Genomic DNA, 14521 nt, shown 5'->3' with positions numbered 1-14521 from the left:
TGCCAGGGCTCGCGGACCGTCAGACCGCAGCGACACCGCCCGAAACCATGGCTTCCTGAGTGATCAGCTCACTCGGTTCGATATCGACCCGCCCCGGGTCAAACCTGCGCCCGCGAACAATGGCCCGTTTGATCGTCACGCGGAGTAGGAGGCGAACAACCTCCCGTTGGTCAGAGAGGCTCGCACTTCGCCAGCCATCGTGAAGGGTGGAGGCGCTCAGCAATCGCCGCAAAGCTGGCGAAGAGACGGCGGCGACCTGCTGCCCCCGCAGCTGATCGATCGCGTTCTCTATCCGCTTCGTCTCTGCCGCATACGCGCGAAGCGTCAGATCTCCCGAAGCGCGCAAGTCCTCGACCTCTTCAAGCTCCAATTCTCGTTCGGCAATCAGCGAAGAGATGTCGGGGCGTTTTGCCATCGAGGTCTCGCGTCGCCGGTGTGCCTCCGCAAGTGCCTGTTGGAAGTCAGGACGATCGAAAAGCGCTAGGAGGACCTCCTCGATGCGCTCGTCTACACGGTCTGCAGTCACAGTCACCTTCATGCAGCCCTCGTTCCGGCATACATACGCGCGCGGCAATCGGGACAGATTTGTGGCTGCCTTCATTCGGGCTCCGCACTCACCACAGCAAGCAATCCCGGACAGCAGGTGTCTCGGAGCAGGCCCTCGCGGGACCTTGACGCTGAGGCGCGCGGGGTCACTCAGAAGAGCATGGAGTCTTAGCCAGGTTCCGTAATCGAGGATCGGCTCCCAGTCGGCGGGGCCGATGTCTTCTCCTCGATGCACTCGACGACCCGCGATGGTCGGATTGCGCAGGAGCTGCCGCAAGGTCGCAGGCTCCCAACGGGTCACGACACCATCTGGATTGTCCTGCAACGTGTGCCGTCGAGGCTTGCGAGGCGTCGGGACACCCCGAGTGTTCAGCTCTCGGCATATGCCGCGCAGGGTGGCACCCTGCAGCAGCGCATGGGCTGCCTCCGCCAGCACCGTAGCCTCAGGCAGCAGTTGTGTGGGGTCGCTCGCTGAGTACGGAGTCTGACGTATCAGCGCGCCCGTGGTCGGGTCGTACTCGCGACGAAATCCGTACGGCAAACGTCCGTGCGGGCGCCCCCGGTTTGCGTTCGCGGAGACGGTGCGCAGGTTGCGATCGCGGATGTCGTTCGATTCACGCTCAGCCAGTAGGGCGTCCAGCCCGGTCGACAATCGGTCGTCCGCACGACTCAGGTCGAATCGCCGCCCCTTGTAAACCAGATGAACCCCTGCTTCGTGACACGCGGATCGGAGCCGAACGTAATCGTCGAGGTCGCGCGACGCCCGGCTCATCTCCCACACGAGAACAAGATCGACGACCCGCGTTCGAATCAGACTGAGCGCTTCCTCGAAGCCTTCACGTTCTCGTTTGCGGTAGGCGCTCGCAGAGCGATCGTCGTCGCGGATGGTGTGGGTGATCGCAACTCCGTTGGCTATCGCCCACTGCTCGTTCTCCCGAAGCTGAGTGTCGACACTCGCGCCGCGCCGCTTGGGATCGCGGCTGGCGCGGCCATACGACAGGGCGGTCTCTGCTGCCACGCACCCATCGTAGGTTACACATCCCCATTTGTCTGTTGTCCCCCGCGAGCAGCGGCAGCGTGCACATCTTGACCAGCGCCTCGCGCGCGCTGTTGGCGTGGAGGGTGCACATGCCCGGCAGGCCGGAGTTGAGGGCGAGGAGGAGGTCGAGGCACTCCGCGGCGCGGACCTCGCCGACCAGGATGCGGCTCGGACGCATCCGCAGCGCCTCCTTGACGAGGTCGCGCAGCACGATCGCGCCGGTCTGCTCGAGGCCCGCCTGCCGGGTCTGCATCGCCACCCAGTCGGGGTGGCTGAAGCGCAGCTCGAAGACCTCCTCGGCACTCACGACCCGCTCGCCACCCGGCACGGCAGCGGCGAGGCAGTTGAGCATCGTCGTCTTGCCTGCCTGCGTGCCGCCGGCGACCAGGACGTTGAGACCGGCCCGGACCGAGGCCTCGAGGAACCGGGCCGCCTGCGGGGTCAGGCTGCCCAGCGCCACGAGGTCGGAGAGCCGATGGGCGCGGAGCAGGAACTTGCGGATGTTGACGGCCGTGAAGCCGCGGGTGATGCCCTCGAGCACGACGTGGAGGCGGTGACCCTCGGGCAGCATCGCGTCGACGAACGGCGTGGAGATGTCGAGCCGGCGCCCGCTCGACTTGAGCATCCGCTCGACGAGCTCGTTGACCTGGGCGGCGTCGAGGCGCAGGTTGGTCAGCTCGTGCCGACCGCGGCGCGCGATGAAGACCCGGCTGGGGTCGTTGATCCAGATCTCCTCGACCTCGGGGTCGTCGAGGAACGGCTGGAGCGGGCCGAAACCGGAGACCCGGGCCACGAGCTCGCCGACCATGGCGCCGTCGTCGGCGATCGGCGCGACGGCACCGGTGAGGCTGAGGTCGTCGTGGTCGCGTACGACGTCCTCGGCGATCCTGCGCACCACGAGCGCCTCACGCTGCGGGTCGACACCCTCGCGGCGGACCCGCTCGCGCAGCTGCGCGTCGAGCCGCTCGACCAGGCCGTCGTGGGCAGCGTCAGGGACGGACGGTCGCTCGACGCGATCAACTGCCATGGTGGTGCACCTGCTTCCCCGAGAACGTGCACCGTCACGCTACCCAGCGAGGAGCGACCGGAAACAGGGCCAAGGCAAAGGTTGTGGACAACCGATCGGCGTCCCCTGCGCGTCAGTTCAGGGCCGCTGCCCGCGCGTCAGCACTCCTGTGGCCGGGCGGGCCGGCGCGTGGCCCGTGAAGCGAGCCGCGTGACCGCACCGAGGACTGCACGGGATGCTGCGGGACGCCGCGCCCCCAGGGCGTGGGCGGTCACGGGGGCGTGCGGAAGGGCGTTGCGTGACGGCCACGCGTTCTGGCGCTGCATGGTGACGAGGTAGGCGGTCATCGGGTCCATGACTGGTTCCTTTTCGGCAAGTTCGACGGCAGGCGCCGGGGACTCTGGACGGGATCTCTTGATCCCGGTCCGAGGTTGGATGTGCTGCCTGTCCGTCACCTGTCTCGTGACTGTCGCTGTCTCGATCACCGAACGACCTGTGGGCGCCGGGACTCCTTCTCCAGGGAAAGCGGCCGGACAGTTCGCGGCAAGGCGTCACGTCGAAGGTCGTGGCATGGCAACCAGGCCATCCACTCAACGGCGGTGAGAACGATGCGCACAGTCCACCCGACCCACCTCACGACGCGACCACACCGACGTCGTCACGATGACGCCGTCCGCGTGTGCTGGTGCGGACAGGACCTCGAGTTCGTCAGGCGAGCCCACTGCCCCCGCTGCGGCGGCCGCGCGTCCTGATCCCCGGGACAGCCGTCGGACAGTCGGACGACAGCGCCCCGAACGAGCGTCTCGGTCCACACCCCGACGTCCAGGAGGCTCCCTTGCGCGCTGCACTCGTCGACAACGACACCACCCATCCCGCCCTCCGCGTGGCAGATGTGCCGGCACCCGTCCCCGGCTGGGGTGAGGTGCTCGTCGAGCTGGAGAAGGCGGCCCTCAACCGGCTGGACGCGATGACGCTGGCAGAACGCGGCGTGCTGAACGGCCCCACCATCCTCGGCTCGGACGGCGCCGGCATCGTGCGACAGGTCGGAGCCGGGGCGACGGGGGTCGACGTCGGCGCCCACGTCATCATCAGCCCTTCCCTCAACTGGGGTCCGTGCACCGCAGCGCCCGGCCCCGCGTACGAGATCCTCGGCTCACCGATCAGCGGCACGCACGCCCAGCTCGTCGTGGTTCCCGCCGTGAACGTGTATCCGAAGCCGGACACCCTGACGTGGAGCGAGGCCGCCGCCCTCCCGATGGCCGGCCTGACGGCCTGGCGCGCGCTGGTCACCAGGGGCCGGCTCGCCGCGGGCGAGACCGCCGTCGTCGCGGCTGCGTCGTCCGGCGTCGGCTCCCTGGCCATCCAGGTCGCGAAGGGCCTCGGCGCACGGGTAGTGGCCATCACGTCGTCGCCCGAGGGCGCGGTCGGTGCCCGGGCGTTGGGGGCCGACGACGTGGTGCTCCGCACGAGCGACGACCTCACCCGCGACCTGGTGAGGGCCACCGGTGGGCAGGCCGACCTCGGGCTGGATCCCACCGGTGCCCTCTGGCAGCCGATCCTGCAGTCCTTGAGGGCCGGCGGTCGGCTCGCCGTGGTGGGGCGGATGGCGGCGGAGACGGCGGAGGTCAAGGTGCAGACTGTCTACTGGAAGCAGGTCGACATCCTGGGCTCGTCCATGGGGTCGCCCGCGGACTTCGCCGCCCTCCTCGACCACGTGTCCACGGCCGGGTGGAGGCCGCTGGTCGATTCCGAGTACGCGCTCGAGGACATCGCTGCGGCGTACGCCAGGTTGGACGCTCCCGACCGTGTCGGGAAGGTCGTCGTCGACCTGCGAGGCGCCTCCGGCACGTCCACCGCCTCGCGTGGTGCAAAGCGATGACCAGTCCGAACACGTGGCTGACGGTGGCCGCCACGGCGGCAGGACCGGCTGCCTGGGGCACGACGTACTTCGTGACCACCGAGTGGCTCCCCGCGGACCGGCCGCTCCTCGCCGGCACGCTGCGTGCCCTGCCCGCCGGTCTCATCATCATCGGGCTCACCCGCACGCTGCCGAAGGGGGTCTGGTGGTACCGGGCCGCGGTCCTGGGCCTGCTGAACATCGGCCTGTTCTTCGCGCTGCTCTTCTACTCCGCCTATCGGCTGCCCGGAGGAGTCGCTGCGACGCTCGGGGCAGCACAGCCCCTGCTGGTCGCGCTCCTCGCCGTGCCTCTCCTGCACCAGCGGCTGCAGCTGCGGAGCCTCGTCTTCGGTGTCACGGGTGTCGCAGGCGTGGCCATGATGGTCCTGCGGGGCGACGCCGCCCTGGACGCCGCCGGCGTCCTCGCCGGGCTCGGAGGTGCCGCCTCCATGGCACTGGGCATCGTGCTGGCCAAACGGTGGGGCCGACCACCCGGCGTGGCCGTCCTGCCGTTCACCGGCTGGCTCCTTGCCGCCGGCGGCGCTGTGCTGCTCCCCGTGGCGCTCGCAGTCGAGGGAATGCCACCCAGGCTCACGGCGGTCAACATCGGCGGATTCGGCTACCTGGCGCTGGTCAACACCACCCTCGCCTACTGGCTGTGGCTGCGCGGGATCGACCGTCTTCCGGCCAGGAACGTCGCCTTCATGCTGCTCGTCGCACCTGCCGTAGCCGTCCTGATCGGCGTCGTCGTGCTCCACGAGCACCTCGCTCCGATCCAGGTGGTCGGCCTGCTGCTCGCCCTCGGGAGCATGGTCCTCGCCCAGCTCCAGCCCACGCCCGACGCCGCCGAACGGCCGACGTCGACCCCGCCACCTCACCTCCCCGGGGCGCCAGAGCTCCAGAAGCCACCGGCGCTGAGCCGCGCGGGCTGAGGGGCCGGCCTCAGGAGTCGGGGACGGAGCGCGCGTGCGCCGTGAGGTCCTGCACGTCGCGACGCTCGTGCGGGGGCGCCGGACGTACGGCCGTCTCCCGGACCTGTGACGCCTCCCGGAGGAGCTGTTCGGCGGCGGGCCGGTCGCCCGACGCGGCTGTCAGTCGCGCCAGGCCTTCCAGGGAGGTGGCCACGAGACCGGGCTCGCCGACCTCGTGGGCCATGGCGAGGGCGCGTTCGTAGCGACTGCGGGCGCTGACGACATCTCCGTCGGCTTCGTCGCACCGGGCGAGGCCGGCCAGCGCCAGCCCCTGGGGCACGGGGGTGCCGAGTCGCTGGAAGCCGGGGACGGCGTCGGCGTAGCCGCGACGGGCCGTCGGCCAGTCACCGGCCACCTGGGCCAGCATCGCTCGCCCATAGGTCGCCAGGACGGCTCCCGCCCCGTCCCCCACCTGCTCGGAGGCCTCGGCGGCACGGTCGAACAGGTGTGCCGCCACGTCGGGGTGCCCCTGGTGGATGTGTCCCACACCGAGGTCGGCCAGCGCCCACTGGACGGTGTTGTAGAGCCCGGCCGAGGCGGCGACGTCGATCGCCTCCTCGAGGACGCGTGCGGACTCCTCGTAACGTCCGAACTGTCGAAGTCCCCAGCCGAGGTGGTAGAGAATGGCTGACAGTCCCCAGGGGTCGTCCAGCTGCCGGAAGGCCGCCGCGGTTGCCCGTCCGATCGGTACGGCGTCGTCCTCGTCGCCGGTCTTGAGGGCGGTCTCCATGCGGACGAAGCCGATCACCGCGGTCCCCCATGCGTCGCCGTCGCGCTCGAACTGTGCCTGGGCCGCCGCCAGCATCCGTCGCTGCTCCTCCGGGTCGGCGCCGGTCACGCCCTGGACGGCGAGCAGCACCTGGGACAGCGCAGCCCGGGACGGGTCGCCGAGGCTCTCGAACAGGGTCAGGCTCTCCTGCGCGGTCTCGGCGCAGAGCGGGCTCGGGTGGACCAGGCAGGCTCGGGGCCGCTCCACCAGGGACACGGCCTGGAGGGCGATGGCGCGCGCCGGAGGTGTCCCGGGATGGGTGGCGAGCAGTCGCCCGAGCAGCTCGCGCCCCTCGAGGTGTCGGCCCAGGTGCCAGAACAGGCCGAGGGCGCCGGCCATCGAGAGGGCACCGTCGGGGTCGCCCCCCGGCCCGGCGAGCCAGGTCAGTGCTGCCCGGAGGTTCGGTTGCTCGTCCCTCAGCTGCGTCAAGGTGTCGCGTTGCCCGTGGCCACGCAGCCCCGTCTCCGCCGCCAGGGCCATGTCTCGGAACCACGTGGCGTGACGGCGGGCCACGTCGTCGGCCCGGCCGGACTGGGCGAGTCGTTCGGCGGCGTACTGCCGCAGGGTCTCCAGCATGCGGTAGCGCGTCGTGGGACCTGGCTCGACGACCACCATCGAGCGTTCGACGAGCCGACCGACGGTGTCGAGCACCTCGCCGAGCTGCATGTCCGGGTCGGCGACGATCTCCTCGGCCGCGGTGAGGGTCCAGCCTCCCTGGAAGACCGAGAGCCGGTCGAAGACACGTTGCTCCCGCTCGGTCAACAGCAGGTAGCTCCACTCGACGGTGGCGCGCAGCGTCTGCTGCCGCGCCTCCGCCGTACGGGCGCCCGAGGTGAGCAGCGAGAAACGCTGGTCCAACCGGCCCGCGATGTCGGTCGGGGACAACGACGAGGTCCGGGCGGCGGCGAGCTCGAGGGCCAGGGGGATGCCGTCCAGTGCGCGACAGATGCGACCGATGGCCGCCAGGTCGCCCTCGCCGAAGACCCGACCCGGCCGGAGCGCGCGGGCCCGCTCCGCGAACAGCTGGGCGGACGAGTAGTCCAGGACCTGTGACGGCGCAGCCGTGTCCGGCGGCGTCTCCAGCGGACTGACGGTGACCTGGACCTCGTCCGGCACCGCGAGGGCCTCGCGGCTGGTGGCGAGCACCGTCACCCTCGGGCAACGCGCCAGGACGTCGTCGATCAGGGACGCGGCGGCGTCGATGACGTGCTCGCAGTTGTCGACCAGCAGCAGGAGGTGCTTGTTGCCCAGGTAGCTGATCACCCGCTCGCGGACGTCGCGGTCACCTGCGGCTCCGTCCAGCGGTACGGCGAGGGCGTCGGCGACCGCGATCGGCACCTGACCGGGTTCGCTGATGGAGGCGAGGCGAGCCCCGAAGGCCCCGTCGGCGAAGGTCTCGGCGGTGCGCACCACGGTGGCCAGCGCCAGCGACGTCTTCCCGGATCCGCCCGGGCCGATCAGGGAGAGCAGTCGCGCGTCGCCCACGAGCGTCGACAGTGCGTCCAGCTGCTCGTCGCGGCCGATCAGCGCCCGGACCACGGTGGGGAGGTTGGTCGCGCGAGCCGCCTGGGTCGCCCGGGGCCGGGTGGCGGGCACGACGACCGGCGCCGGCGGGGCGAGGTCGGAGGCTCCACCGAGCGAGGCGTCCTGTCGCAGGACCCGCTCGTGGAGGGAGCGCAGCGACTGCGATGGTTCGAGGCCCAGCGCGTCGTCGAGGACGTCGCGGGTGCGGGTGTAGACGTCCAGCGCGTCGGCCTGTCGCCCGCTGCGGTAGAGCGCGACCATCAGCAGGCCGGCCATCGACTCCAGGGTGGGGTCGTCCGCCACGACCGGCTCGATGTGGGCGATGACCTCGCCGTGCCGGCCCAGGGCGAGGGCGGCCTGCGCGCGCTCGGTCATCGCCGCCAGCCTGAGCTCGGTCAGGCGTGCCGCCTCCGCCATGGCCCACTGCTCGGTCGCGAAGTCGCTGAGCGGTGCCCCCGACCACAGGGCCAGGGCTGCGTCGTAGGCATCGAGGACCTCCACCTCCGCGGCGTCGGTGGCATGGCTGCGGTCGCGGGCCTGGCGCAGACGCGCCTCGAAGTCGTGCACGTCCACGTCGCCCGGGTCGACATGGGCGCGGTATCCCACGCCCTCGCGGCCGACGAGCTCCCCGAGGCCGAGTGACTGCAGCATGCGGCGGAGCTTGGAGACCCGGATCTGGAGCGCGTTCATCGGGTCCACCGGCAGGCTGGACTCCGACCACAGCCGGTCGACGAGGAGAGTGGCCGGGATGGTCCGGCCCGGTGCGAGCAGCAGCTGGGCCATCAAGGCGCGCTCGGCCGCGCCCGGGAGCTTGGCGGACTGACCGTTGACAGACATCTCCATCGGGCCGAGCAGCCGGAAGCGTACGTCGCCCCCGTCGCTTCCGTCCGTCATGCGCTCATCGTGATCCTTGATCCGGGTGCTCGCAATGGCCCGGACGCGTACGGGCCCACCGTGCGGCAGCGAGCGTCAGCAGCAGGGCCAGCACGGTGAGCGGCCATCCCAGCAGCAGCTTCGCGAGAGCCAGCAGCTCGGGCTGGTCGGCACGGTAGAGGAAGACCTGGACCACCGTCCGGATCCCGAACACCGCCGCCCAGCCGTACGTCGCCGCGGCGAGGGTGCGGCGGAGCGCACGGTGGGACCGCCAGGTCCGGCCGAGCCGGAACAGCGAGGCGTAGACGTAGCCCACGATCGGTCTGCCCACGAGCGCGGAGGCTGCGAACGCGACGCCGTACGCACCGTCCACGTAGATGCCCGGGAGGAAGAAGTCGCGCGCCTCTCCGGTCCAGCCGGCGAACCCGATCGCCACGGCCAGGCCGACCAGGCCGCGCAGGCCCCCACCCAGGGGCTCGCCCCGGCGGGCGCGGACGAGCACGATGGCCAGGGCCGTCGTCGCCGAGGCGGCGACGGCCCAGACCAGGGCGTGGGCCGCGTGTGCGGTCAGCCCGAGGACTGCGTTGACCGCGACGAACACGACCGGTGCAGTGGCACCGTCCACGAGGCCGCGCCTCCCGCCCAGTGCGCGCAGCCACGGATGGCTCTCCACCTGGTCGGCGAGGGACCACGAGGTGCTGTCGGAGGTGGTCAAGACGCCTCGACGGTGAACGGAACCGTCAGCACGTCACCGTCGGCGAGGCGGAACTGGCCCCACAGCTGGTAGGTGCCCGCGGCGTCGAACTCGGCGTGGACGTCCAGCTCGGGCCCGAACCTCTCACCGGGAGTCGCGAAGACGGGACGGCCGTCGTCGTCCTCGACCTCCGCGTGCTCGTGCGCGAAGGTGAGCCCGTCAGCGCGCATCACGACCACGTGGCCCGCGGCGGCCAGGAACGGCTGCAGGTCCTCGACCGGCCGCCCGGTCCGGGCGTCGGTGAACTCGAGGTGCAGGTCGCTGGGCTCGCCCACCACGGCGTCGCCGCCCAGCTCGACCCGGATGCCGTCGACCTCGACCGTCCTGGCCGTGACCACGCGGTCCTCCCGGGCGGGCGCGTCGCCGGCCACGGTGATGACCTGGCGCTGGTGGACGTCGGCCATCTGGCCACGCTGCCGGAACTCGGTGTTGACGATGTAGCGCCCCGGCGTCGGGAAGGTCATCTCGACCTGCAGCTCGCCTGGCCGCCCCGTCGGCTCGGGGTGGACGTGGGCGAAGGTGCCCAGGTCGTCCCGGGTGGCGATCAGGTGCATCCAGGCCTCGTGGCTGCGGGTGACGTCGGTGATCGGCTCCCCGGTGACCGCGTCCACCACCGTCGCGCTGACCGTCGTCGGGACACCGGCCCGGACGTCGCTGGGCACCTGCAGCTGCACTGCCAGCCCTGCCTCGGACGCCTCGGTCGGCGGCACCTCGGCGGTCATCATGACGCTCATCGCCGGCCGCATCGGCATGCCGGTGCCCTGCATCCAGGCGAGGGTGCCGTTCATGCCTCGCTCGGCGAAGTCCATGCGGCTGACGGCGGTCAGCGTGCCACCGATGGCCAGGGCGACGGCGGCCACGCCGACCAGGTAGGCGTACTGGCCGACGCGCTGGCGAAGCGGCGGGGTGAGGATCTCGCCCACCGAGGTGGGTCGGCGGAACCGGCGCAGCCGCAGCGCGTTGCTCAGCACGCTGACCGAGCTCATCACCATCGCGGCGGACGCGAGCACCGGGTCCAGCAGCAGCCCGTCCCAGGCGTACAACGCCCCGGCGGCGACCGGGATCAGGAGCACGTTGTAGCCGAACGCCCATGCCAGTCCCTGCCGCATCGTGGTGACGGTGCGCCGCGAGAGGGCGATCGCCGACACGATGCTGCGCAGGTCGCCGCCGATCAGCGTGATGTCCGAGGCCGCGATGGCGACGTCGGCACCGGTGCCGATCGCGATGCCGAGGTCGGCCTGGGCCAGGGCGCCGGCGTCGTTGACGCCGTCGCCGGCCATCGCGACGACGTGTCCCTGGGACTGCAGCCGGGCCACGGCCGCGGCCTTGTCGGCCGGCAGGACCTCCGCGAGGACCCGGTGGATCCCGACCTGGGCGGCGACCGCGTGGGCGGTCGCCGCGTGGTCGCCGGTGATCATCCACACCTCGAGACCCAAGGCCTCCAGCTGCGCGATGGCCTCGACGGACTCCGGCTTCACGGTGTCCGCGACACTGACGACCGCGGCCGCCTCGTCGTCGATGGCCACGTACATCGCGGTCTCACCGCGTTCGGCGGACGTGGTCGCAGTGGTCTGCAGCTCGGTGGTGTCCGTGCCCGCGAGGTCCATCAGGGCCTGGTTGCCGATCCGTACGCGTCGGCCCGCGACCACCGCGTCGATGCCGTGGCCCGGGACGGCGTCGAACGCAGTCACCTCGGCCAGCCGGACTCCCGCGTCGCGCGCGTGGTCGACGATCGCCTGGGCGAGCGGGTGCTCGCTGCCGGCCTCGGCTGCAGCCACCAGCGCGAGCACCTCGGACTCGGTCCAGCCGCCTCGGGTGGTGACGCCGGTGACGGCGGGGCGACCGTGGGTGATGGTGCCGGTCTTGTCCAGCACGACCGCGGTGAGGCGCTGCGCCTGCTCGAGGGCTTCCCCGTTGGAGATCAGGATGCCAAGCTCGGCGGCGCGACCGGTGCCGACCATGATCGCGGTCGGCGTGGCCAGGCCGAGGGCACAGGGGCAGGCGATGATCAGGACGGCGATGGTGGTGCTGATCGCCATCGTCAGGTTCTCGGTCTCCGGGCCGAAGACCGCCCACAGCGCGAACGTGAGCGCGGCACCGACGATGACGACCGGCACGAAGACCGACGACACCTGGTCGGCGAGCCGCTGGAGCGGGACCTTGCTGCCCTGGGCGTCCTCGACGAGTCGGATGATCTGCGCCAGGGCGGTCTCGTCGCCGACCGCGGTGGTGCGGATCAGGACGGATCCGGTGGTGTTGATGGTCGCTCCGATCACGGCGTCCCCGACCGTCTTGTCGACCGGGAGGCTCTCGCCGGTGAGCATCGACTCGTCCACGGTCGTGGTGCCGTGGGTGACGACGCCGTCGACCGGGATCTTCTCGCCCGGGCGGATCCGCACGACGTCACCGACGACGACCTCCTCGACGGGGATGTCGACCTCGACGTCGCCGCGCAGCACGCGGGCCGTCTTGGGAGCCAGGCCCATCAGGGCCGACACCGCTTCGGCGGTGCGCTTCTTGGCGCGAGCCTCCATCCACTTCCCGGCCAGCACGAGCGCCACGATGATCAGCGACGTCTCGTAGTAGACGTGCAGGGGAAGGCCCCACGCCTCGGCCAGGCCGGGGAAGAGCGTCACGAAGGTGCTGTAGCCGTACGCCACGCCCGTGCCGAGCGCCACCAGGGTGGTCATGTTGGTGGTGCGGTGCTTCGCGGCAGTCCACGCGGAGGCGTAGATGTCGCGGCCGGCCCAGAACTGGACGATCGTGGCGACGACGAAGATGGCCGGCATGAGCCAGTCCATGGTGTCGATGTAGAGGGGCACGTACATCAGGCCCATCAGGCCGAGGCCGGTGACCAGCGCCACCTGCCACTTGCGCTTGATCCGGGCGAGGGCCCGGTCCCGGTCCTCGGCGGACTGGTCGTCGTCCCCTCGCCCCGGACGGCCCGGCTCCGCGGCGGACGGTCCGGTGGTGGCGCGCCTGGGGGTGGCGGTGTAGCCGGCCCTGGTGACGGCCGCGGTCAGCCCGGCGACGTCGATCGTGCCGGGGGCGAAGGTCACCGATGCCACCTCGGTCGCCAGGTTGACCTTGGCCTCGGCGACGCCGTCGAGCTTGAGCAGGGACTTCTCGATGCGTCGGACGCACGAGGCGCAGGTCATCCCGCCGATGTCGAGGGTGCAGGTCTCGTAGCCCGGATCGGTGCTGGGCGTCGCGGCCGGGTCGACGCCGGTCGGCGGCGTGGGAAGCGTGGTGGTCATCGGTGCTCCTGACGGTGAGCGGGGTGGTGATGAGGGGTTGGTCTGGGCGGGTGGAGTGCCGCGCTCCGGAGGGGTGAGGGGGTGGGGTCCGCCTCCGGAGCGCGGCGGCTTGTCAGGCCAGCTGGTAGCCGGCCTCCTGCACGGCCTCACGCACCTGCTCGGTGGTGACCGGCTCGCTGGTGGTGATGCGGACCGTGCCGGCGGCGAGGTCGACCTGGACGTCGGAGACGCCGGCGAGGGCGCTGACCTCCTCGGTGACGGAGCGGGCGCAGTGGTCGCACGTCATGCCGAGGACGTCGTAGGTCTCGGTCGTGCTCGTGGTGGTGCTCATGTGGTTCTCCTTGTGCGAGGTGGTGCCGGTCCGGGGTGGGCCGGTCGCGTGGGGGTCGACGGTCGGGTGTCGACGGTGGGTGGCAGTCGGGTCTCAGACGGTCGCCGGCTGCTCCTCGGGCTCCGTGGTCGCGGGAGCGGGGGTACGCAGCCAGGCCCAGGTCACGAGGGCCCCGACGGCGGCGATCGCGGCGGCGCCGAGCAACCCGGCCGAGAACCCGTCGGTCTGTGCAGCTGCATCGCCGACACGGTCCGCGCCGAACGCGGAGGCGAGGGCCGTCATCGCCGCGAGCCCCAGGGCGGACCCCACCTGGTAGTTGGTGCTGACGATCCCGGAGGCGAGGCCGCCCTCCTCCGGCGCGGCCGATGACAGCGCCATCCCGAGCGACGGGATGAAGGCCATCGCCATGCCGGCCGCGGTCACCAGGGACGCCGGCAGGACATCGGTGGTGAAGCTGCCGTCGGCGCCGATGAACGAGAGCCAGACCAGGCCGACGGCCAGGACTGCGAGACCGCCGACGGTCATGGCCGAGGGGCCGAAACGGCCGATGAGGCGAGGCGCCACCGCGACCATCCCGATCATGATCGTGACGGTCAACGGCAGGAGCGCAGCCCCCGAGGCGAACGCGCCCAGGCCGAGGACCTGCTGCAGGTAGAGGTTGACGAAGAAGAACATCGGGATCCAGGCCGCGCCGAGCATGAACTGGGCGAAGTTGGCCGGAGCGAGGTTCGGTGCGCGGAAGATGCCCAACCGCATCAGCGGCTCGCGGCGCCTGGCCTGCAGCAGCACGAACACTGCCAGCAGCGCGAGGCCGGCCAGACCGGCCGCGATGGTGGAGGGCGACCCCCAGCCCGCCTGGGGCGCGCGGACGAAGGCGAAGACCAGCGTGGCGAGTCCAGCGGTGACGGTGACGGCGCCGGCGACGTCCAGGGACCCGGTCCGGGTCGGGCCGGCAGGCATCACCGACCGCATCGAGACGAGGACCACCGCGGCCAGGGGCAGGTTGATGAAGAAGACCCAGGGCCAGCTGGCGTACTCCGTCAGCACGCCGCCGAGGAAGACGCCCGCCGTGCCGCCCGCGGGTGCGGCCGCGCCGTACAGGGCAAGTGCCTTGGTGAGCTCGGCGGGAGTGCCTCCGAAGATCGCGAACAGCAGCGTCAGCGCGGCCGGTGCGATCAGCGCGGAGCCCGCCCCCTGGACGGCGCGACCGACCAGCTCGGTGGCCGGGCTGGTGGCCAGGCCGGCCACCAGCGAGCCGGCAGCGAGGATGACCCAGCCGGTGCCGAAGATGCGGCGGGCACCGTAGAGGTCGGAGAGTCGGCCGCCGAGCAGCAGCAGGCCGCCGAAGGCGACGACGTAGGCGTTGAACACCCAGCTGAGCCCTTCGGGGGTGAAGCCGAGGTCGCGCTGCATCTCGGGCAGCGCGACGCCGATGATGGAGGTGTCCATGATGACCATGAACTGGGCCGCCGCGATCAGCCCCAGTGCGAGCCACCGTCGGCGGCTCGGGGCGCTCGCGGGCGAGTGCGTGGAAGACATGGTGGTGCCCTTCTG

Annotated in this window: 10 protein-coding genes and 1 pseudogene; 2 read left to right on the top strand and 9 right to left on the bottom strand. The window is 71.4% G+C overall.

Translation table 11 applies throughout. The features are described 5' to 3' along the window. Window positions 1-19: 19 nt before the first annotated feature. The 4 genes and pseudogenes from AC57BS_RS13490 to AC57BS_RS13475 all read right to left on the bottom strand — a co-directional run bounded on the left by AC57BS_RS13490 (window position 20) and on the right by AC57BS_RS13475 (window position 2947). A complete protein-coding gene (locus tag AC57BS_RS13490; RefSeq protein ID WP_496411986.1) occupies window positions 20-982 on the bottom strand; it encodes a recombinase family protein in 963 nt (320 codons plus the stop codon). Between the two features lie 177 nt (window positions 983-1159). After that, window positions 1160-1486 (bottom strand): annotated as a pseudogene (locus tag AC57BS_RS13485) (recombinase family protein); the annotation flags it as partial. After that, entirely contained in the window at window positions 1383-2612 is a 1230-nt protein-coding gene (locus AC57BS_RS13480; protein ID WP_496411957.1) for a TadA family conjugal transfer-associated ATPase, read from the bottom strand. The gene AC57BS_RS13480 and the pseudogene AC57BS_RS13485, both read right to left, overlap by 104 nt. Window positions 2613-2749: 137 nt before the next feature. Next, on the bottom strand, window positions 2750-2947 hold the full coding sequence (locus AC57BS_RS13475) for a hypothetical protein (RefSeq protein WP_496411956.1): 198 nt from the start codon (window positions 2945-2947) through the stop codon (window positions 2750-2752). A 479-nt stretch (window positions 2948-3426) separates the two neighbouring features. Here AC57BS_RS13475 and AC57BS_RS13470 point away from each other — a divergent pair, with 479 nt between their 5' ends. Together AC57BS_RS13470 and AC57BS_RS13465 are read left to right on the top strand one after the other, a co-directional pair. Continuing rightward, window positions 3427-4470, top strand: coding sequence for a zinc-binding dehydrogenase (locus tag AC57BS_RS13470; RefSeq protein WP_496411955.1), 1044 nt, complete (start codon window positions 3427-3429; stop codon window positions 4468-4470). Next, entirely contained in the window at window positions 4467-5420 is a 954-nt protein-coding gene (locus AC57BS_RS13465) for an EamA family transporter (protein WP_496411954.1), read from the top strand. Before AC57BS_RS13470 ends, AC57BS_RS13465 begins: the two co-directional genes overlap by 4 nt. 10 nt (window positions 5421-5430) lie before the next feature. Here AC57BS_RS13465 and AC57BS_RS13460 read toward each other — a convergent pair whose 3' ends face one another. The 5 genes from AC57BS_RS13460 to AC57BS_RS13440 all read right to left on the bottom strand — a co-directional run bounded on the left by AC57BS_RS13460 (window position 5431) and on the right by AC57BS_RS13440 (window position 14506). Then, window positions 5431-8646 carry an AfsR/SARP family transcriptional regulator gene (locus AC57BS_RS13460; RefSeq protein WP_496411953.1) on the bottom strand — a complete coding sequence of 1072 codons (3216 nt, stop codon included), beginning with the start codon at window positions 8644-8646 and terminating at the stop codon, window positions 5431-5433. 4 nt (window positions 8647-8650) lie between these two features. Continuing rightward, window positions 8651-9340 (bottom strand): DUF3159 domain-containing protein, encoded by a 690-nt coding sequence (locus AC57BS_RS13455; protein ID WP_496411952.1) that lies wholly within the window; start codon window positions 9338-9340, stop codon window positions 8651-8653. Further along, a complete protein-coding gene (locus tag AC57BS_RS13450) occupies window positions 9337-12636 on the bottom strand; it encodes a heavy metal translocating P-type ATPase (protein ID WP_496411951.1) in 3300 nt (1099 codons plus the stop codon). Before AC57BS_RS13450 ends, AC57BS_RS13455 begins: the two co-directional genes overlap by 4 nt. Window positions 12637-12748: 112 nt before the next feature. Further along, entirely contained in the window at window positions 12749-12967 is a 219-nt protein-coding gene (locus AC57BS_RS13445) for a heavy-metal-associated domain-containing protein (RefSeq protein WP_496411950.1), read from the bottom strand. A 93-nt stretch (window positions 12968-13060) separates the two neighbouring features. Then, on the bottom strand, window positions 13061-14506 hold the full coding sequence (locus AC57BS_RS13440; RefSeq protein ID WP_496411949.1) for an MFS transporter: 1446 nt from the start codon (window positions 14504-14506) through the stop codon (window positions 13061-13063). Window positions 14507-14521 lie beyond the last annotated feature (15 nt).

The organism is Nocardioides sp. BGA-UO-ETr-FS32 (assembly GCF_059567905.1).
The sequence above is the reverse complement of the archived record's forward strand: the minus strand, read 5'-3'. Positions and strand labels throughout refer to the sequence as shown.

Bases quoted from the DNA above. Each gene is read 5' to 3' on its own strand.
- AC57BS_RS13480 (WP_496411957.1), bottom strand. From the start codon at position 2,612: ATGGCAGTTGATCGCGTCGAGCGACCGTCCGTCCCTGACGCTGCCCAC.
- AC57BS_RS13475 (WP_496411956.1), bottom strand. From the start codon at position 2,947: ATGGACCCGATGACCGCCTACCTCGTCACCATGCAGCGCCAGAACGCG.
- AC57BS_RS13465 (WP_496411954.1), top strand. From the start codon at position 4,467: ATGACCAGTCCGAACACGTGGCTGACGGTGGCCGCCACGGCGGCAGGA.
- AC57BS_RS13460 (WP_496411953.1), bottom strand. From the start codon at position 8,646: ATGACGGACGGAAGCGACGGGGGCGACGTACGCTTCCGGCTGCTCGGC.
- AC57BS_RS13450 (WP_496411951.1), bottom strand. From the start codon at position 12,636: ATGACCACCACGCTTCCCACGCCGCCGACCGGCGTCGACCCGGCCGCG.
- AC57BS_RS13445 (WP_496411950.1), bottom strand. From the start codon at position 12,967: ATGAGCACCACCACGAGCACGACCGAGACCTACGACGTCCTCGGCATG.
- AC57BS_RS13440 (WP_496411949.1), bottom strand. From the start codon at position 14,506: ATGTCTTCCACGCACTCGCCCGCGAGCGCCCCGAGCCGCCGACGGTGG.